A 19,117-nucleotide genomic window follows, 5' to 3' on the forward strand; every position below is an offset into this window, starting at 1 on the left:
TCACTTTTACATTCTCCAATTCTCCGGATCTTCTTTCCAAAGCTTTAATTGTTCCAGTTCATCTTCACGAATGATCTCTTTTTCGACCGCTACTTCCAGTAAAGATGAATAATCAGATAAAGTATAGGATTGAATGTCGTGTTCATTCAGCATTTTTTCCCCTTTATCCAGTCCGTATGTGAAGATCGCGACTACTCCCAATACGTCACACCCCGCTTCTCTTAAGGCGTCAACTGCTGTTATACAGCTCCCTCCCGTTGAGATGAGGTCTTCCACAACAACAACCTTTTGACCTGGAGCCGCAATTCCTTCAATCTGTTTTCCTTTTCCGTGGGCTTTTGCTTTTGACCGGACATAACACATGGGAAGGTTTAATTTCTCACTGACCCAGGCTGCATGCGGAATTCCAGCGGTCGCTGTCCCGGCTATGACTTCTGCATCTGGAAAGTGCTGTTGAACCATTTTGGACAGTCCTTCTGCGATGTCGTTCCGTACGGACGGATAAGACAGTGTCAGCCGATTGTCACAATAGATTGGGGACTTTATTCCCGATGACCATGTAAAAGGTTCATTGGGGTTTAAATATACGGCTTCGATCTCCAATAATTGTTTTGCGATTGCATGTTTCATGCATTAGCCTCCCATTCATGTACGATTCTTTCATACGCAAGCACCGGATTTTCGGCAGCTGTAATACTTCTTCCGACCACTATGTAGGAAGAACCTAATTCTCTTGCCAAGTGTGGCGTAGTGACCCTTTTTTGATCTCCTGCTTGATCATTTGCTAAGCGGATCCCGGGAGTGACACGTAAAAAATCAATTCCGCAATGTTCACTTATCAAGGAAGCCTCATGTGGTGAACATACGACTCCATCCAGACCTGCTTGTTTTGCAAGAGTCGCATAGTGTAAGACAGATTCATTGATAGAAGTAGGGATCAATTGTTCTTTTTGCATTTGTGCTTCTGTAGTCGATGTCAACTGTGTAACGGCAATCAGCTGAGCCCGTTTATGATTGACCGGAGTTCCCGCGTACAAACCCTCAAGCGCCTTTTCCATCATTACACCGCCACCTGCAGCATGTACATTAAGCAACTCCAGGTCAAACCCGGCAAGTCCCTTCATGGCTCCATAAACTGTGTTGGGAATATCATGAAGCTTCAAGTCCAGGAAAATCCGATGATTCTTACTTAAGATCTTCTCCAGGATCACCGGTCCATTTTGAAGGTACAGCTCCATCCCCACTTTTACATTTAGACTCTCTGAAAACAGATTCAAAAAGTCTGATGTCCTTTCCCATGTCGGAAAATCAAGAGCTATAAACGGCTTTGGATTCATGCTTCCCCCAGCTCCTTCCGGTTAATTGAGAAATATGGTCGACTCCAAGTTCATCAAGCAATGGAGGTAAATCGCTTATAATGGTTTTACACACGAACGGGTCAACAAAGTTGGCTGTTCCGACTGCAATCGCGCTTGCCCCTGCATAGAAGTATTCGATAACATCTTCAGCCGACTGAATTCCACCCATTCCTATGATTGGAAGATCCACTTGTTGACTCACTTCATAAATCATCCGGATGGCTACTGGTTTAATCGCAGGTCCCGATAACCCCCCTGTTTTATTCGCCAGGATCGGCTTTCCGGTCTTCAAATCCAATCTCATGCCAAGCAGGGTATTGATCATGGTCAACCCATCCGCGCCCCCTGCTTCAACGGCCTTTGCCATCTCAACGATATTCGCCACGTTCGGTGATAGCTTTACATAAAGTGGAACCTGTGAGACTTCTTTGACCCTTTCAGTTAATTCTTTCGCCACTTCAGGAATGGTCCCGAATGCGATTCCACCCGTTTTCACATTTGGACAGGAGATATTCAGTTCCAGCGCAGCCACGTTATCTGCAGAAGAAATAACCCTTGCTACTTCAACATAATCCTCAACCTGGGACCCTGCCACGTTTGCGATGATTGGCACATCATATTGTGAGAGCCATGGGAGTTCCTTTTCCATCACCCCAGTAAGCCCAGGGTTTTGTAACCCGATAGCGTTCAGCATACCGCCGTTCGTTTCAGCAACCCTCGGAGTCGGATTTCCAAAACGGGCCTCTTCCGTCGTCGCTTTGATCATGATGGCTCCAAGCTCGCTTAAATCATAGAACTGACTATATTCACGTCCGAAGCCAAAGCAGCCTGAAGCAGGCATAACCGGGTTCTTTAATGATAATCCAGGTAATTCGACTTGCAATGATCTCATAAAAGCACCTCCCCAACTGGAAAAACCGGTCCGTCACTGCATACTTTCACATAACTTGTGCCATCTGGATCATCCTGTTTATGACAAACACAGGCGAAACATGCGCCGATTCCACAGCCCATCCGTTCTTCTAATGAAATGAAGCCCCGTTTGTCCACCAATTGTGATTCCAACGCCTTCAGCATCGGTGTCGGACCACATGAATAAAACACATCAAAGGCTGGTTTTTCATCCCGGATAACATCTGTTACAAATCCGGTTGTACCTCTCGATCCGTCTACAGTGGCGACATACGTGTCCCCAAGCTCCCTGAACCTGTTTTCATAAAAGCTCACAGCTTCATTTTGAAAGCCGAGGATATGCTTCACTTTCCACCCATTCTCCACAAGCTTTTTGGAAAGTCCGTAGAGAGGAGGAACCCCAATTCCTCCACCTACCAACAGTGCGGTCTTACTTCCTTCTTCCACGGAGAAGCCATTGCCCAGTGGCCCCAATACGTCGACCTTTTCACTCCTCTCCACCAGGGAAAGGAGTCTTGTGCCTTTTCCTTCAGCACGGTAGATCAACGTCATGGTCTGCTCTTCCTGGTTGTGAGAAGCGATGGATATCGGCCTTCTGAGTAGAGGGTCGATTCCCGTCCCTGTCTTCACGTGTATAAACTGGCCGGGTGCCGTTATTTCACCTACCAACTCTCCTTGAAGGACGAGTTCAAAGATGTTTTCAGCTATTCTTTCATGAGAAAGCACCACCATCTTTTCATTTACGATCATTGAAATACCGCCTCTTTCGTTTTCACTTGTGCTGGTAATGCCTCTGCCGAGAAGGTCATCGATTCAATCACTCTCAGGATGGCTTCTGCAGTATCCAAAGACGTTAGACAAGGGATGCCGTTCTCAACTGATTCTCTTCGGATCCTGAATCCATCACGTGCCGGCTGCTTCCCTTTAGTCAACGTGTTGATGACCAGCTGTGTTTCTCCGCTCTGTATGATATCGAGCAAAGTAGGTCCGTTGGATCCGATTTTATCCACTTCTCGAACAGGGATACCCGCTTTTGTCAGTTGTTCGGCAGTTCCCTTTGTTGCAAGGATTTGATACCCGATATCGATAAATCGTTGTGCTAAGTGAACCGCTTCATCCTTGTCCTTATCGGCTACTGTCATGAGCACGGATCCATATTCCTTCATTTGCATACCAGCTGCGACCATCCCTTTGTATAGGGCTTTTTCCAATGTCAGATCTTTCCCCATTACTTCACCTGTCGATTTCATTTCAGGTCCGAGTGTTATATCCACCCTTCTTAGTTTCGCGAACGAGAAGACAGGGACTTTCACGTATACTCCATGCTTTTCAGGGATTAGTCCTGACTCATATCCCTGCTCTTTCAGAGAAATCCCCAGGATGGACTTCGTTGCAATATTGGCCATCGGTACATTCGTAATTTTACTAATAAAAGGTACTGTCCGACTGGAGCGCGGATTCACTTCAAGGACAAATACTTCGCCTTTAGAGATGACATATTGGATATTCAATAAGCCTACGATGTTTAAGCCTTTTGCAAGTCTCGTCGTGTAATCGACTATGGTTTGTTTCTGTTCCTGCGTAAGCTGTTGCGGAGGATACACTGCTATGGAATCTCCAGAGTGAACTCCGGCACGCTCGATATGCTCCATGATTCCCGGGATGACTACGTCTCTTCCATCTGAAATCGCATCCACCTCGATTTCTTTACCGATCAAGTACCGATCGATTAATACTGGATGCTGTGGGTTGACCTTTACTGCATTCTTCATGTATTGAAGAAGCTCTTCTTCACGGTAGACGATTTCCATGGCTCTTCCACCAAGGACGTATGACGGTCTGACAAGGACCGGATAACCGATGTTTGTTGCAATTTCAAGTGCACCTTCTACAGATACGGCCGTTTTCCCTTCCGGTTGAGGGATGCCGAGTTCGTTCAATGTATGTTCGAATTTATCTCGGTTCTCTGCACGATCAAGATCCTCAAGTGATGTACCAAGAATCTTTACGCCCCTTCTTACAAGCTCTTCTGCAAGATTGATGGCTGTCTGCCCACCGAACTGAACGACGACTCCCTTTGGCTTTTCAAGATCGATGATGTGCATCACATCTTCCACAGTCAGAGGCTCGAAGTATAATTTATCCGAAATACTGAAGTCAGTGGATACGGTTTCCGGATTATTATTCACGATGATCGCTTCATAACCAGCTTCTTTAATCGCCCATACAGAGTGGACCGTTGCATAATCGAACTCAACGCCCTGTCCGATCCTGATAGGTCCTGAGCCTAGGACGATGACACTTTCACGCTCAGTCACTCTGGATTCATTCTCATCTTCATAAGTTCCATAGAAGTAAGGTGTTTCTGATTCAAACTCCGCCGCACACGTATCGACCATTTTATAGACCGGTGTAAGGCCATTCTCTTTTCTCCACTGATAGACATCAGCTTCTGTGCTCTTCCATAGATTTGCCAGGGTGATATCCGAGAAGCCCATTCGCTTGGCTTTCTGTACTAGTTCAAGGTTGTATGGATTCTGTGATAGTTCCTTTTCAAACTCTATGATTTTATTCATTTTATATAGGAAGAAGAGATCGATTTTGCTCCATTCATGAATGGTTTCGATCGTCACACCCCTTCTAAGCGCTTCTCCGATATAGAAAAGTCGTTCGTCTCCGGCTTTGCGTATCCTTTTCTCGATCCACTCATCCGTAAATTCGTGTGCATCACTTAATTCCATGTGATACGTATTGCTTTCAAGGGAGCGGATCGCTTTAAGGAGTGATTCCTCGAAGGTCCTGCCAATTGCCATGACTTCACCGGTTGCTTTCATCTGAGTACCGAGGTTACGCTTAGCAGCTTCAAATTTATCAAATGGCCATCTCGGGATTTTGGTCACGACATAATCCAGTGCAGGCTCAAATGAAGCATATGTTTTACCTGTCACAGGATTCATCATTTCATCCAGTGTAAGACCAACTGCAATCTTCGCCGCGAGCTTCGCGATTGGATACCCCGTCGCTTTAGATGCAAGCGCAGATGATCTGCTCACCCGTGGATTCACCTCGATGATGTAATACTGGAAGCTGTCCGGATCTAAGGCAAGCTGAACGTTACAGCCTCCTTCGATCCCCAACTCACGGATGATATTCAAACTTGTATTTCGCAGCATTTGATACTCTCTGTCACTTAAGGTTTGACTTGGTGCCACTACGATCGAGTCTCCTGTATGAATCCCCACCGGGTCGATGTTTTCCATGTTACATACCACGATGGCATTATCGGCTGCATCTCTCATGACCTCGTATTCTATTTCTTTAAAGCCTGCAATGCTTTTCTCGAGGAGACATTGAGTTACAGGGCTATATTTCAATCCTGAGCCTACAGTCTCGACCAGCTCATCTTCATTGTGACAGATTCCACCGCCTGTCCCCCCCAGTGTATAAGCAGGGCGGACGATGACAGGGTAACCCACTTCTTCCACAAAGGTATAGGCTTCATCCAGTGTATGAATGATTTCACTTTCAGGTACAGGCTCACCCATTTCATTCATCAAGTTCCTGAACAGGTCACGATCTTCCGCTTTCTCGATAGCGGAAAGTTTCGTGCCGAGAATTTCAACTCCACATTCTTCCAATACTCCTGATTTAGCAAGTTCAACTGCCATGTTCAATCCAGTTTGGCCGCCTAATGTAGGCAGTAAGGCATCCGGACGCTCTTTACGGATGATTCTGCTGACAAATTCCAGTGTCAGTGGTTCGATGTATACTTTATCTGCCATTTCAGCGTCTGTCATGATGGTCGCAGGATTCGAGTTTACCAGAATGACTCTGTACCCTTCCTCTTTTAAAGCGATACAGGCTTGTGTTCCGGCATAATCGAATTCTGCCGCCTGTCCAATGATGATAGGTCCGCTTCCGATTACTAAGATGCTTTGGATGTCTGTACGTTTAGGCATGTTGAAGCTCCTTTCTTTTCTCTTCTTTCATAAGTTGTAAGAAATCATCGAATAAGTAATTTGAATCTTCTGGTCCTGGAGATGCTTCAGGGTGATACTGAACCGTAAAGGCAGGGAAGTCCAAGTGCTTCAAACCTTCCACCGTCCCATCGTTTACAGCCATGTGCGTTACCTGTAATCTTGTTCCTGCCAAAGATTTTTCATCCACAGCGTATCCGTGATTCTGAGAAGTCAGGGCGACTTTACCCGTTCTAAGATCTTTGACTGGGTGGTTACCCCCTCTGTGGCCAAATTTCATTTTGAAAGAGTCACCACCACAAGCCAGGGCAAATAATTGATGACCTAAACAAATTCCGAAAAGGGGAATTTCCCCCAGCAGCTCTTTAATCGTTTCAATCGCTGCAGGTACGTCTTTCGGATCCCCTGGGCCATTGGATAACATGATTCCATCAGGCTTCAACCTTCTGATTTCTTCTGCAGTAGTATCATAAGGAACCACAATCACGTCACAATCGCGCTTGTTTAATTCCCGCAAAATCCCATGCTTCATACCGAAATCCATCAACACTACACGGTGACCCCTTCCCGGGCTTGCATAGGCTGTTTTCGTGGACACCTGTTTTACCTGATCGGTCCTAAGCTTTGTATCATGCAATTTATCAAGCATATCCTGTGGATCTAATTCTGCAGAACAAATGATTCCTTTCATCGCTCCATGCTTTCTGATAATTCTTGTTAACTTTCTCGTATCGATATCTGAAATTCCTGGAATGCCTTTTACTTTGAGTAATTCGTCCAGTGTAGATTCGTTTCTCCAATTAGAAGGGAAGTCTGCCACTTCTCTTACTATGAACGCTTTGATTGCGGGAGTGATCGATTCAAAATCATCACGGTTGATTCCGTAGTTTCCTACAAGCGGATAGGTAAGGGTGACAAGCTGTCCGCAATAGGATGGATCGGATAAAATCTCCTGGTATCCAGTCATACTTGTATTGAATACCACTTCACCGATGCTTTCTTCGTTTGCTCCAAATCCTTCTCCTACGAAAACTGTTCCATCATCTAATATGAGTTGTCTTTTCATTGTTCGTTTCCTCCTTCATTCCATACGAGAGATCCCTGATAAAACGTTGCTTTCGGAAAGCCTCTGCACTCCCACTCTTTGAATGGAGTGTTTTTCCCTTTTGATAAAAATTCAGCAGGGTCAATCAGCTTTTGTTTCTTTAAATCTATGAGCGTAAAGTCTGCTTCTCCTCCTACTTCCAGTAGTCCAAACGGAAGATTGAATGCAGAGCTCGGTTTAATGGTCATCCAGTCAATTACCTGTTTCAGTGTAAAGACTTCCTTTTCGACAAAGTGTGTATACAGTAATGGAAAAGCGGTTTCCAACCCTACGATTCCAAATGGAGCAAGCTGCATGCCTTCTGACTTTTCTTCTTCTGAATGTGGTGCATGGTCGGTGGCGATGAAGTCAATCGTTCCGTCCAACAGTCCCTCGATCAGGGCTTGTCTATCCTCTTTACTCCTTAATGGAGGATTCATCTTGAAGTTGGGATCAAGTCCCGGAATATCGTCTTCTGATAGCAGAAGGTGATGCGGGGTTACTTCAGCTGTTACATTTATCCCTGCCTTCTTTGCATCACGGACCACCCTGACTGATTCTTTCGTCGATATATGACAGACGTGATAATGGACGCCGGCTGCTTCAGCCAAAAGCACATCCCGCGCGATATGTACCGCTTCACATATAGATGGTATTCCAGGAAGGTCATGCTCTCTTGAAAATGTTCCTTCATGTACCGCACCTCCATAGATCAGCGTATTCTCTTCACAGTGCGCAACAATGGATGCACCGATGTCCGCTGCCTGTTTCATTGCTTCAAACATCGTTCCTGCAGATTGAACACCCACTCCATCATCGGTGAAAGCAAATGCACCGTTATTCTTTAAGGATGATAAATCATTGATTGTTTTTCCGATTTGGCGCTCTGTGATGGCAGCATAGGGTAGTACTCTGATACTTGCTGTTTCTGTAATTTTTTCGTTTAGGGACTGGAGGTTTTCCACCGAATCAGGTACGGGTCTTGTATTAGGCATAGCGGCGATAGTGGTGAATCCTCCCTTGGCTGCTGCACGCGTTCCTGTTTCGATCGTTTCTTTATGTTCACCGCCTGGTTCCCGTAAATGGACATGAAGATCGACAAATCCAGGGGAAAGCAATAACCCTTCTGCTTGGAATTCCTGGTGATGATCCCCCTTGATTTCTTGTTCAATCTCGATGATTTTCTTATCCTCCACTTTCACATCTACTTTTTCAAGGTCACCATTTTTTGTTAGAATGTGCGCATTTCGGATTATCCAGTTCATTTCATTTCCCCCTAATCAGATGTTTTCAAGTGCTCTTTTTAAAACAGCCATTCTGACGTATACTCCATTTTCCATTTGTTTAAAGATTCTTGATTGGTCGCATTCCACCAATGAATCGGCAATTTCGACCCCTCGATTGACAGGAGCTGGATGTAGAATGATACCGGTTGGTTTCATTCTCGTTTTTCTGCTTTCTGTCAAACCGAATTGTTCATGATATTCTTCTTTTGACAAGCTGGATGTACTTTCGTGTCGTTCGTGTTGAATCCGAAGCAGCATCACCACATCGGAATCTGCTATACATTCATCCATCGTTCTGTGCAGATGTAGATCTTGGGAGGGGAACCATTCTCTTGGACCCGAGAACACGACTTCTGCTCCCAGTTTACTCAACGCTTCCGCATTGGACCTTGCAACGCGGCTGTGAGCAATGTCTCCAATGATCGATACTTTTATCCCTTCAAATCCTCCAAATTCCTGACGGATGGTCATCAGATCCAACAGGCATTGTGTAGGGTGATTTCCACATCCGTCACCACCGTTGATCACGCTCATTTTCAGAGGCGCCAGTTCATCAAAGTATCGCTCCAGGGAGTGACGAATCACAACAGCTTCAACCCCGATGCTTTCCAGTGTTTTCACCGTGTCGTAAAGGGTCTCGCCTTTTTGAACACTTGACGTTTGAGCTTCGAAGGGGATGACTTCTAGTCCCAGCTTTCTCTCCGCCATTTCAAAGCTGCTTTTCGTGCGGGTACTTGCTTCAAAGAAAAGATTGGCTACATATTTATTTGAGCCTTCCATCGAGGCCTCTCCCGTTTTAAAGCGTTCAGCTGCATCTAATATTTCAATGATTTCATTCTTTGATAAGTCATTCATCGTCAATAAGCTCTTCATCTTGAGACACCCCTATTTTCACTTCTTTCAAAAAAAACACCCTGTCATTTTCTTGACAGGGTGTTTTTGAACATACTAACAGGGACAGGACGGGAAACCCCGCATGCCTTGTTCAAATTCACCCTTCTTAGACTCTCTGGACCATGTTAAAAGGTGTTTCTATGCAACATCTTGCTTCTTATTTTCTTCTTTGAATAAATTATTGTCTCCTTCACTTTCTTTCCTGCCTGGTAGGACCAGGTTCAGGAACACCCCTACAATCGCTGCAAGAGCCATTCCGGATAAGGACACATTTTCGTTAATCTTTACGAATGCACCTCCGACTCCAATTACCAGGATGACGCTTGAGATGACTAAGTTCCGCTTGTTCCCCAAGTCCACTTTATTGTCAATCAGCATACGTAATCCACTTGAAGCGATGATTCCGAACAGGAGGATGGATACGCCTCCCATGACAGCTGATGGTATGGAGCCGATCAAGGCGGTGATTTTCCCTACGAATCCGAACAGGATGGCCAGGACCGCAGCTCCACCGATGACGAATACACTGAACACCCGTGTAATGGCCAGGACCCCGATGTTTTCACCATATGTTGTATTTGGTGGCCCACCCAGGAAGGATGCAATCATCGTCGCTACCCCATCTCCTAGTATGGAGCGGTGAAGACCCGGCTTTTCAATGAAATTCCGCCCTACCACTTTACTTAATACCATCTGATCCCCCGTATGCTCCGCCAGGGTCACCAGGGCAACCGGAACCATGATGGACACGATTTCCCAAGAGAAGCTTGGCGTGTAGTCAACAAACGGGATAAAGAAGTCCGGCATTTGGAAGAACGGTGCATCTATGACCTGTTGAAAGTCCACCAGCCCTGCGAAAAATGCGATGATATACCCTCCGATGATACCGGCAAGGATCGGAACCATTCCGAGAAAGCCTTTAAAATAAATCGAGCAGATGACGGTTATGGCCAAAGTCGCAAGTGCGACCATGAAGTGAGTATTACTGTAGACTAATTGTTCTGCTCCCGGATTTTCATACATCGCCATATTCACAGCCGTTCCGGCAAGACCCAATCCGATGACCATGATGACTGGCCCTACTACAACCGGGGGCAGGATCCTAATCAGCCATTTCAATCCCAGTTTCGAAATGAGTAGTGCGACGATACCGTATACAATACCGGCGAGGAAGCTTCCCATCATGGCAGCTTCCGGACCTCCAAGGCTCTTAGCGGCTAGGATCGGTGCAATGAATGCGAATGATGATCCAAGGTAAGCAGGAATCCTACCCTTTGTAATCAGCAGATATGCCAGTGTTCCCAATCCGCTTGAAATGAGGGCGACTCCCGGACTTAACCCTACCAGGAATGGAACCAGTACCGTTGCCCCGAACATCGCAAATAAATGTTGGATGCTCAGTGTAATCCATTTCCCTATATTCGGTACTTCTTCTACGTCTAATACGATTCGTTGATCTTGATTCATGTATGTTTCCTCCTCTATTACCCATAATTCCCCATAAAAAAACCCTCTTTGTCGTAAAGAGGGCACAAAGAGGGTACAAGAAGGCCAGGTTACTACCTTCATTCCCATCCTTTGTCAGCCTCTCTGGACCGCTATTAAAAGGACTATCATTATTCTTTTTCGTGAATGGATACTACGTCTTCCTGATCTACTTCTGTTAATGCAACCATGATTTTTTCAGAGCTTGAAGTCGGAATATTCTTCCCGACGAAATCTGCCCGTATTGGTAATTCCCTGTGTCCCCGGTCCACCAGTACAGCCAGTTGTATCTGACTTGGTCTGCCGAGATCCATCAAGGCATCCAATCCTGCACGGACCGTTCTTCCTGTGAATAATACATCATCCACCAGTATGACTTTTTTGTTTGTAATATCAACCGGAAGATCGGAACCTTTCACTTCTGGTTCGTGATCCTCGGTTTTCTTTGTGAGATCATCCCGGTATAGTGTAATATCTATTTCACCTACAGGGATTTCTTCGCCTTCAATCGCGTGTATCCGTTCAGCTAATCGGTTGGCGATGTAAATTCCCCTTGTTTTGATTCCAACAAGAACACAATCCTCGATTCCCTTATTTCGTTCAATGATTTCATGGGCAATCCTTGTGAGTGCCCTTCGAATGGCGGGCTGATCCAATACTGTTGCTTTCTTCGTCATTTTCGCCACCTCAATATCTTTAATTTCGCACATAAAAAATCCCTCTCACCGCTATTGATGAGAGGGCACACTTATCGTTATGATATCAGATTGCACGCCAAGATGATTGGTCGTACATTGCTCCTTCTCAGCCTCACGGGACCGTATTAAAGGGTACTTATTCGATTAACTATATGATAAAGGTCAGGTCGAAAATTGTCAACGATTATTTTCAAGATGCTTCACTAATTTGGCGAATTCATCAGGCAGTTCTGAATGGAACTCCATATATTCTTCCGTTCGGGGATGAATAAAACCCAATACACCAGCATGGAGGGCTTGTCCATCGATACTAAGCGTTTTGCGTGGACCATATTTCGGGTCCCCCGCAAGCGGGTATCCGATATATTTCATATGCACACGGATCTGATGAGTTCTTCCTGTTTCCAATTCACATTCAACCAGTGTGAAATCCTTGTACCGGTCCAAGACCCTGAAATGGGTAACAGCCTGTTTTCCATTATCCACGACAGCCATGCTTTGGCGATCTTTAGGGTCCCTACCAATAGGAGCATCGATCGTTCCGTATTCATGTGGGATCAAGCCATGTACAATGGCCGTATATTTTCTCGTTACAGACTTTTCTACCAACTGGTTTACAAGATGTTCATGAGCCATGTCATTCTTCGCTACCATCAGTAAACCGGACGTATCCTTATCGATTCTATGGACGATCCCGGGTCTTAAGACTCCGTTGATGCCTGAAAGATCCTTGCAATGATACATCAATCCATTCACCATCGTTCCTGAATAGTGTCCAGGAGCAGGATGGACGACCATCCCTTTCGGCTTGTTCACCACGATGACATCTCCATCTTCATATGCGATATCCAGATGTAAATTTTCAGGCTCTACATCTAATTCTTCCGGTTCAGGGATTGAAACCGTGATCACCGCGTTCAATGGACATTTCAAGTTTGGCTTGACACTCTCATCATTCACTTTGATATGACCGTCTTTTATCCATTGTTGAACCTGGGAACGTGACCATTCCTTGTTCAATTGACTGACGACCTTATCGATTCGTTCACCCTGTTCATCCTCAAGTATGTTGTGCTGAATTACTTCCATTTTTGTTCTCCTTCTTTGCTTTTCGTTCGTCTAAATACATGTAAATGAGTAACAATGCCACTCCAATGGTTAATGCTGCATCGGCAATATTAAAAATCGGAAAATCATAGGAAAAAATGTATGTATTTAAGAAATCGACCACTTCTTTTCTTAAGACACGATCAATAAAGTTTCCAATTGCTCCACCAAGCATAAAAGCGAGACTCAGACTAAACAATGAATGCCCTTTTGCATGGACTTGCATATAATACACAATACCTACAATCACGACTAATGTAATAACATAAAAGAACCACATTTGGCCTTGGAGGATTCCCCATGCTGCACCTTGATTCCGGTGAGAAGTAAGATAAAAGACATTGTCGATAATCGAAATGCTCTCTCCCTCGGTCATTCGTCTTACAACCAACCATTTTGTAAATTGATCCAATCCAATGACAATCAAAGCCACTAAATAATAATACACAAAGGCAACCTCCGAACATCGTTAATTGATTACCTTTGCATTTTAGCATAAAAGGGGAAATAAAGACACTGAAACTGGAGAAGAACAACGTAAAAGCAATTGAAATCTACGTATATGAAGAAATCTTTCCAAACCTTCTCCAATCCAGCGCATCTTCTATTTTGGTACAGGTTGGATTCATCAGCATGTAATCAAAAGGAATTTCTACACCACTCATTTCACAGGTTCCGTACTGATTGTCCTGGAAACGGTCCAGTGCTTGCTTCACATCGTTGATTTCGTCGTATATATATTGTTGTACTAAAGGATGCTGAGATTGACTTGCCTCAAGCTCCTGCAAGGATGTCACCAGCTCTTCTACAATGGATGTGTATCGGTCATATGTCATCTTGATCCCTCCATTTATAGTATGGAGGAAACGGTCTTGAATATTGTGTTGCAAGATATAGCAATTATGGAATTTGAATTGAGCATAAACAGATTAAAAAGGTGACCCGCCAAATGACGGGTCACCTTTTTTCATCATGCCAAGTGAGAATAACTTTCTTTCACAACAGATGCACAACGTGTGCAAAGGGTTGGATGATCTTTATCCTCTCCTACTGTTGTCGTGACAACCCAACAGCGGTCACATGTTTCACCATCGGCCTTTTCAACAACGATATTGTTTTCACCGAGGCTTAAAGCATGCCCGGGGGCTTCATTTACAGCTCCACCTATTTCAAAGGCAGACACGATAAATAACTGCTTTACGTCTTCTTTAATGGAATGTAGCAAGTCTTTCGTTTCATCATTCACGAAAAGGGTCACTTTAGCTGTCAATGATTTCCCGATTATCTTCTGGTTACGAGCTTCCTCAAGAGCCTTTAGAACATCATCTCTTAATTCCAGGAAAGCATTCCATTTTTTCTTTAACTGATCAGCATTGTCAAACGACTGTACTTCAGGCATATCCGTCAGTTGCACGCTTTCTCCCTCTGCTCCCGGGATATATGCCCATACTTCATCAGCAGTATGAGAAAGGATTGGAGACATCAGTTTTGTCAGAGCCATTAGACACTCATATAAGACAGTCTGAATCGCACGACGATCGTCATGATCTTCTGACTCGATATAAAGGACATCCTTGGCAAAATCCAAGTAGAATGAACTTAGGTCCAATGTGCAGAAATTATTAACAGCGTGATAAATGCTCGCAAATTCATATTTATCATAAGAGTTTTTCACGCTTTTCACAAGGTCATTCAGCTTCACAAGCATGAATTGATCCACTTCTCTTAGCTGATCAAACGATACAGCATTGGTCTTAGGATCGAAGTCAGAAAGATTGCCCAATAAGAAACGGAATGTATTACGGATCTTACGGTAAACTTCTGCTACCTGCTTCAGTATAGGATCTGATACACGCACATCCGCTTGATAATCAACAGATGCGACCCAAAGGCGAAGAATGTCGGCACCGAGCTGTTTCATGACTTTTTCAGGAACCATGACATTGCCTAGGGATTTACTCATTTTTCTTCCATCACCATCTAAGGCGAAACCATGACTCAATACGCCTTTATATGGAGCTTTGCCTGTAACGGCTACACTCGTCGTTAAAGATGAGTTGAACCATCCGCGATATTGGTCCGATCCCTCTAAATATAAATCTGCCGGACGTTGTAGATCATCACGTTCCTCAAGGACAGCCTGATGTGAAGAACCTGAGTCAAACCAGACATCCATGATATCCTGTTCTTTCGTGAACGTCCCATTCGGGCTACCTTCATGAGTGAATCCTTCAGGTAAAAGATCTTTCGCTTCTTTCTCAAACCAGATATTTGACCCGTGTTCACGGAAGAGATTAGACACATGATCAATCGTTTCATCTGTAATGATTTCCTGACCATTTTCAGCATAGAATACCGGAATCGGCACCCCCCATGCACGTTGACGGGAAATACACCAGTCCCCACGGTCTCTGACCATATTGAATAGGCGTGTTTCTCCCCATGCAGGAACCCATTTCGTTTCATTTACCGCTTCTAATAACTCTTTACGGAATTTATCAATAGATGCAAACCACTGAGCGGTAGCTCTGAAAATAACCGGCTTCTTCGTACGCCAATCATGTGGATAAGAGTGAGTAATGAAGTTTAACTTGAGTAACGCTCCCACTTCCTGTAGCTTATCCGTGATCGGCTTATTGGCTTTGTCATAAAATAATCCTTCAAATCCAGGGGCTTCCGAAGTCATAACCCCTTTATCGTCTACAGGACATAACACGTCAAGGCCATATTTCTTTCCTACAAGGAAATCATCCTCACCATGACCAGGTGCTGTATGAACACAACCTGTACCTGAATCAGTCGTAACATGCTCTCCAAGGACCACAAGTGACTCACGATCGTACAGCGGGTGTTTGGCAACGACATGTTCAAGGTCGGCACCTTTCACTTTATTAGATACGGAATAATCTTCCCACTCGAGATTCTTTGCTACTTCTTCAAGTAAATCTTCTGCAACTAGATAGCTGTTTTCCTTTACGGTTACAACGACATAGCTAAGATCAGCATGAACTGCGATTCCAAGATTGGCAGGGATCGTCCAAGGAGTTGTCGTCCAAATAACGAGCTGGGTTCCTTCCTGTAGAACACCCTTTCCATCTGTAACGGCAAATCCAACATAAATGGATGGAGAACGCTTATCCTGATATTCGATCTCTGCTTCAGCAAGTGCTGATTCACTTGATGGTGACCAATAGACAGGCTTTTTCCCTTTATAGATGTATCCCTTTTTCGCCATATCGCCGAACACTTTGATCTGCTGGGCTTCATATTCAGGCTTGAGTGTAATATAAGGATTATCCCAATCACCACGTACCCCTAATTGTTTAAATTGCTTACGTTGGTTATCTACCTGCTCATATGCATATTCTTCACATAATTTACGAAACTCTGCAATCGTCATTTCTTTGCGTTTCACGCCTTTATTTGTTAAGGCCTGCTCGATAGGCAACCCATGGGTATCCCAACCCGGGACATACGGTGCGTGAAATCCACTCATGGATTTATATCGAACAATGAAATCCTTCAGCACCTTATTCAATGCGTGACCCATATGGATATTACCATTTGCATATGGAGGTCCGTCGTGAAGGATGAATAAAGGACGATCACTTGTTCTTTCCTGCACTTTTTGATAAATATTCATTTCTTCCCATTTTTTCTGGGTATCTGGCTCGCGCTTCGGTAAATTCCCTCTCATTGGAAATTCCGTTTTCGGCATCAGTAATGTATCTTTATATTCCATGAACTCTTCCTCCTAAACGTTTATCTTATTGCCATCATTTCTAAATCCTTCACGTCTTAATCAGAACGGATGCACTTTCTGTTTATAGGAAAAATAAAAAAGCTCTCTCATCCCTGAACAGGGACGAGAAAGCTTTCCCGCGGTACCACCCTCATAAAGACCAGCTCGGCCTTCACTTGTTATGATTCGTAACGTGAATAATTCGCTATTCATTACTCTTCGATTCGAATTTCATGAATAGGGCTCGAGGGTGATCTTCCGTGCTTTTTTCCTTGTCGGGCTCACACCGTCCCCGACTCGCTAGTAAGGATATATGAAAAAGAACGTACTGTCCCTGTCGTAGCTTTTATGACAAAAAAGATTGTTGTTCAATTATATGAAAGTATTGCTATTCTCGTCAAGACAATGTCTCTTCTTCTTTTAAAGTTTTTAAATCTGTTGCATCCAAATCGAATTCCATCAGTTGATCCCAGTCATTGGTATCCAATAAATCCAGCTGTGCTTCAATCAGCATTTTGAATCGGGTTCTGAACACTTTTGACTGTTTCTTGAGTTCTTCAATTTCAATGGCAATCTTACGTGCTTTGGACAATGATTCATTCACGATTCGATCAGCGTTCTTTTCTGCCTCTTTAATAATTAGCTTGGATTCTTTCATTGCATTCCGCTTGACTTCTTCCCCTGCTTCTTGAGCAATGACGATTGATTTGTTCAACGTTTCCTCGATGTTTGTGAAATGACCTAATCGTTCATTTAAGGAGTTTAAACGTTCTTCCGTCTCTTTTTTCTCACGGATCAGAATTTCGTAATCTTTAATAATCTGATCTAAAAATTCATTAACCTCATCCTCATCATAACCACGAAAGCCACGACTAAATTCTTTATTATGTATGTCTAATGGCGTTAAAGGCATGGGAGCCACCTCCAGTACTTGGTGAATTACATTTTTATTATAACTAAAATTTCGACAGCATGTGGGGGAATTCCTTTATTTTTCTCAAATTATTTCAGTATTCCAACAGAAATTCGCCATTTATCTCGCTTTGTTCTTCCTTCAATACTCATTAACTTGCTTCTGCCATAGCCTCTTGCTGATATGACATCCGAAGCAACGACTTCAAAAGATGAATTTTCAACCGTTTTCCAATTCACTTTTACGTGCCCGCTTTTAATCAATGTTTGAGCCTTTTGACGGGAGTCATTGTAGATGGCTGCAAGAACGACGTCCAGTCTCAATGAACTGACGGTGGTCGTCTTCTCCTGCCATTCTTCCCTACTTTGAATTCTGTCTTTTAATGTTATTGCTTTTAGAGAAACCTTGGCTTTCCCTACTTGGGTAAGTTCCATGCGGACATAATCCGAGATTTCATCGGCAAGTATAATCTGGATGATATCCTCACCCGTCACAATATCCCCAAACTTCTCTCTTTTCAATCCAAGTGACATCAGGGTCCCTAATACTTGTCTGTGTTCTATTGTAACAAACTTCGAAGGGTACTGTATTTCAAAAGCCCCTATTCCAAAATCTTCTTCTTCTGGTTGGAAATAGGGAGGGTATAATAAAGCCCGTTTGCGTTCCGAATCTTCCGGATAAAAAGAAACCAAGATTTCGTCGTTACTTCCTACTATGGACTCGACAATATGCTGCTGTCTTGGGTCTAAAAAGTCCGTTTGTTTCGGAGCATATTGACTTTCCACTGTTTGCTTCCACTCCAGCACAGCATCCACAAATTCTTTCTCATCCGGCCTAAAATGTTGATAGATCGAAGACATTCGTTCACCCCTTAAGTGATTTACACAAAATAAAAGAACTGAAACTGTTTGCCCGGTTTCAGTTCTTTATGCTTTATAGCCTAGTTTAAATAAGCCACTTGAATAATTGGTATAACCCCGATTGCGCCAGGTTCAACACAATGAAAGCCACAATAGGTGAAATATCAATCATCCCGATCGATGGAACAATACGTCTGAATGGCTCAAGATACGGTTCGCATATCCTCGAAAGGAACTGCCCGATCGATGTCTCTCTGGCATTTGGAAACCATGACATCAAAATATAAATGATTAATGCCCATGAATAAATTTGAATTAAGTTAGACAAGATTTGATACAACAATACCATAATTTACATTACCACCTCGAATCTGAAAGATCTTCCTCTTTTAAGAACTCAGAAATATTTCCGCTCACCTCAACATTATCAGGTGTGCATAGAAAAATATTATCGCCTACCCGCTGAATGTCGCCTCCGATTGCATAGACAGTTCCACTGAGGAAATCGACAATCCTTTTCGCTTGATCATGCTGAATCCTCTGCAGGTTCACAAGTACTGAACGGCGATTCTTTAAATGATCTGCAATCTCCTGAGCCTCCGCATATACTCTCGGTTCGACGAGAATCATTTTAGAAGACTTTTGAACACTTTGAAGGCTCACAACATTTTGTTTCGTATTAGAAAGCTGCGACTTCATGGGCTTCTTCTCCTCGTATTCCTCTTCATACTTTTCTTCTTCATAATCATACTCATCTTCATCAAGTAAAAAGAACGTTTTAAACTTTGACTTAATACCCAT

18 protein-coding genes and 1 other annotated feature are annotated in these 19,117 nt (G+C 43.8%); all 18 genes read right to left on the reverse strand.

Going from position 1 to position 19,117, the window contains the following annotated elements; genetic code table 11:
• Positions 1-6 precede the first annotated feature (6 nt).
• A complete protein-coding gene (gene pyrE / locus ACIGG7_RS11005) occupies positions 7-630 on the reverse strand; it encodes an orotate phosphoribosyltransferase (protein WP_224941182.1) in 624 nt (207 codons plus the stop codon).
• The gene (gene pyrF / locus ACIGG7_RS11010; RefSeq protein ID WP_397549792.1) at positions 627-1,337 is read right to left on the reverse strand and encodes an orotidine-5'-phosphate decarboxylase; all 711 of its coding nucleotides are present in this window, start codon (positions 1,335-1,337) and stop codon (positions 627-629) included. Before pyrF ends, pyrE begins: the two co-directional genes overlap by 4 nt.
• A complete protein-coding gene (locus ACIGG7_RS11015) occupies positions 1,309-2,250 on the reverse strand; it encodes a dihydroorotate dehydrogenase (protein WP_397549793.1) in 942 nt (313 codons plus the stop codon). The genes pyrF and ACIGG7_RS11015 overlap by 29 nt, the downstream gene beginning before the upstream one ends.
• Positions 2,247-3,020: a dihydroorotate dehydrogenase electron transfer subunit gene (locus tag ACIGG7_RS11020; protein ID WP_397549794.1), complete on the reverse strand. Its 774-nt coding sequence runs from the start codon at positions 3,018-3,020 to the stop codon at positions 2,247-2,249. Before ACIGG7_RS11020 ends, ACIGG7_RS11015 begins: the two co-directional genes overlap by 4 nt.
• Complete coding sequence (carB, locus tag ACIGG7_RS11025; RefSeq protein ID WP_397549795.1) at positions 3,017-6,229, reverse strand: carbamoyl-phosphate synthase large subunit; 3,213 nt, start codon at positions 6,227-6,229, stop codon at positions 3,017-3,019. Before carB ends, ACIGG7_RS11020 begins: the two co-directional genes overlap by 4 nt.
• Positions 6,222-7,313 (reverse strand): carbamoyl phosphate synthase small subunit, encoded by a 1,092-nt coding sequence (locus tag ACIGG7_RS11030; RefSeq protein WP_224941187.1) that lies wholly within the window; start codon positions 7,311-7,313, stop codon positions 6,222-6,224. The genes carB and ACIGG7_RS11030 overlap by 8 nt, the downstream gene beginning before the upstream one ends.
• A complete protein-coding gene (locus tag ACIGG7_RS11035; protein ID WP_397549796.1) occupies positions 7,310-8,596 on the reverse strand; it encodes a dihydroorotase in 1,287 nt (428 codons plus the stop codon). Before ACIGG7_RS11035 ends, ACIGG7_RS11030 begins: the two co-directional genes overlap by 4 nt.
• A gap of 15 nt (positions 8,597-8,611) precedes the next feature.
• Positions 8,612-9,490, reverse strand: a complete 879-nt coding sequence (locus ACIGG7_RS11040; RefSeq protein WP_224941189.1) for an aspartate carbamoyltransferase catalytic subunit — start codon at positions 9,488-9,490, stop codon at positions 8,612-8,614.
• A 159-nt stretch (positions 9,491-9,649) separates the two neighbouring features.
• Positions 9,650-10,978: a solute carrier family 23 protein gene (locus ACIGG7_RS11045; RefSeq protein ID WP_397549797.1), complete on the reverse strand. Its 1,329-nt coding sequence runs from the start codon at positions 10,976-10,978 to the stop codon at positions 9,650-9,652.
• 149 nt (positions 10,979-11,127) lie between these two features.
• Positions 11,128-11,673 (reverse strand): bifunctional pyr operon transcriptional regulator/uracil phosphoribosyltransferase PyrR, encoded by a 546-nt coding sequence (pyrR, locus tag ACIGG7_RS11050; RefSeq protein ID WP_224941362.1) that lies wholly within the window; start codon positions 11,671-11,673, stop codon positions 11,128-11,130.
• 198 nt (positions 11,674-11,871) lie between these two features.
• Positions 11,872-12,783, reverse strand: a complete 912-nt coding sequence (locus tag ACIGG7_RS11055) for an RluA family pseudouridine synthase (RefSeq protein WP_224941191.1) — start codon at positions 12,781-12,783, stop codon at positions 11,872-11,874.
• Complete coding sequence (gene lspA / locus ACIGG7_RS11060; protein WP_224941192.1) at positions 12,755-13,249, reverse strand: signal peptidase II; 495 nt, start codon at positions 13,247-13,249, stop codon at positions 12,755-12,757. The genes ACIGG7_RS11055 and lspA overlap by 29 nt, the downstream gene beginning before the upstream one ends.
• Before the next feature lie 106 nt (positions 13,250-13,355).
• Positions 13,356-13,637 carry a hypothetical protein gene (locus tag ACIGG7_RS11065; protein WP_224941193.1) on the reverse strand — a complete coding sequence of 94 codons (282 nt, stop codon included), beginning with the start codon at positions 13,635-13,637 and terminating at the stop codon, positions 13,356-13,358.
• A 134-nt stretch (positions 13,638-13,771) separates the two neighbouring features.
• Positions 13,772-16,543: an isoleucine--tRNA ligase gene (gene ileS, locus ACIGG7_RS11070; protein ID WP_397549798.1), complete on the reverse strand. Its 2,772-nt coding sequence runs from the start codon at positions 16,541-16,543 to the stop codon at positions 13,772-13,774.
• Positions 16,544-16,659: 116 nt separating this feature from the next.
• Positions 16,660-16,893 (reverse strand) — a binding site (T-box leader).
• 47 nt (positions 16,894-16,940) lie between these two features.
• Positions 16,941-17,456 (reverse strand): DivIVA domain-containing protein, encoded by a 516-nt coding sequence (locus ACIGG7_RS11075; RefSeq protein ID WP_098350955.1) that lies wholly within the window; start codon positions 17,454-17,456, stop codon positions 16,941-16,943.
• Positions 17,457-17,545: 89 nt separating this feature from the next.
• Positions 17,546-18,316: a YlmH family RNA-binding protein gene (locus tag ACIGG7_RS11080; RefSeq protein WP_397549799.1), complete on the reverse strand. Its 771-nt coding sequence runs from the start codon at positions 18,314-18,316 to the stop codon at positions 17,546-17,548.
• A gap of 85 nt (positions 18,317-18,401) precedes the next feature.
• Positions 18,402-18,665 (reverse strand): YggT family protein, encoded by a 264-nt coding sequence (locus ACIGG7_RS11085; RefSeq protein ID WP_224941196.1) that lies wholly within the window; start codon positions 18,663-18,665, stop codon positions 18,402-18,404.
• An 8-nt stretch (positions 18,666-18,673) separates the two neighbouring features.
• A complete protein-coding gene (locus tag ACIGG7_RS11090; RefSeq protein WP_224941197.1) occupies positions 18,674-19,117 on the reverse strand; it encodes a cell division protein SepF in 444 nt (147 codons plus the stop codon).

It is taken from the genome of Rossellomorea sp. NPDC077527, from assembly GCF_044542955.1.
Taxonomy (GTDB): Bacteria; Bacillota; Bacilli; order Bacillales; family Bacillaceae_B; genus Rossellomorea; species Rossellomorea aquimaris_E.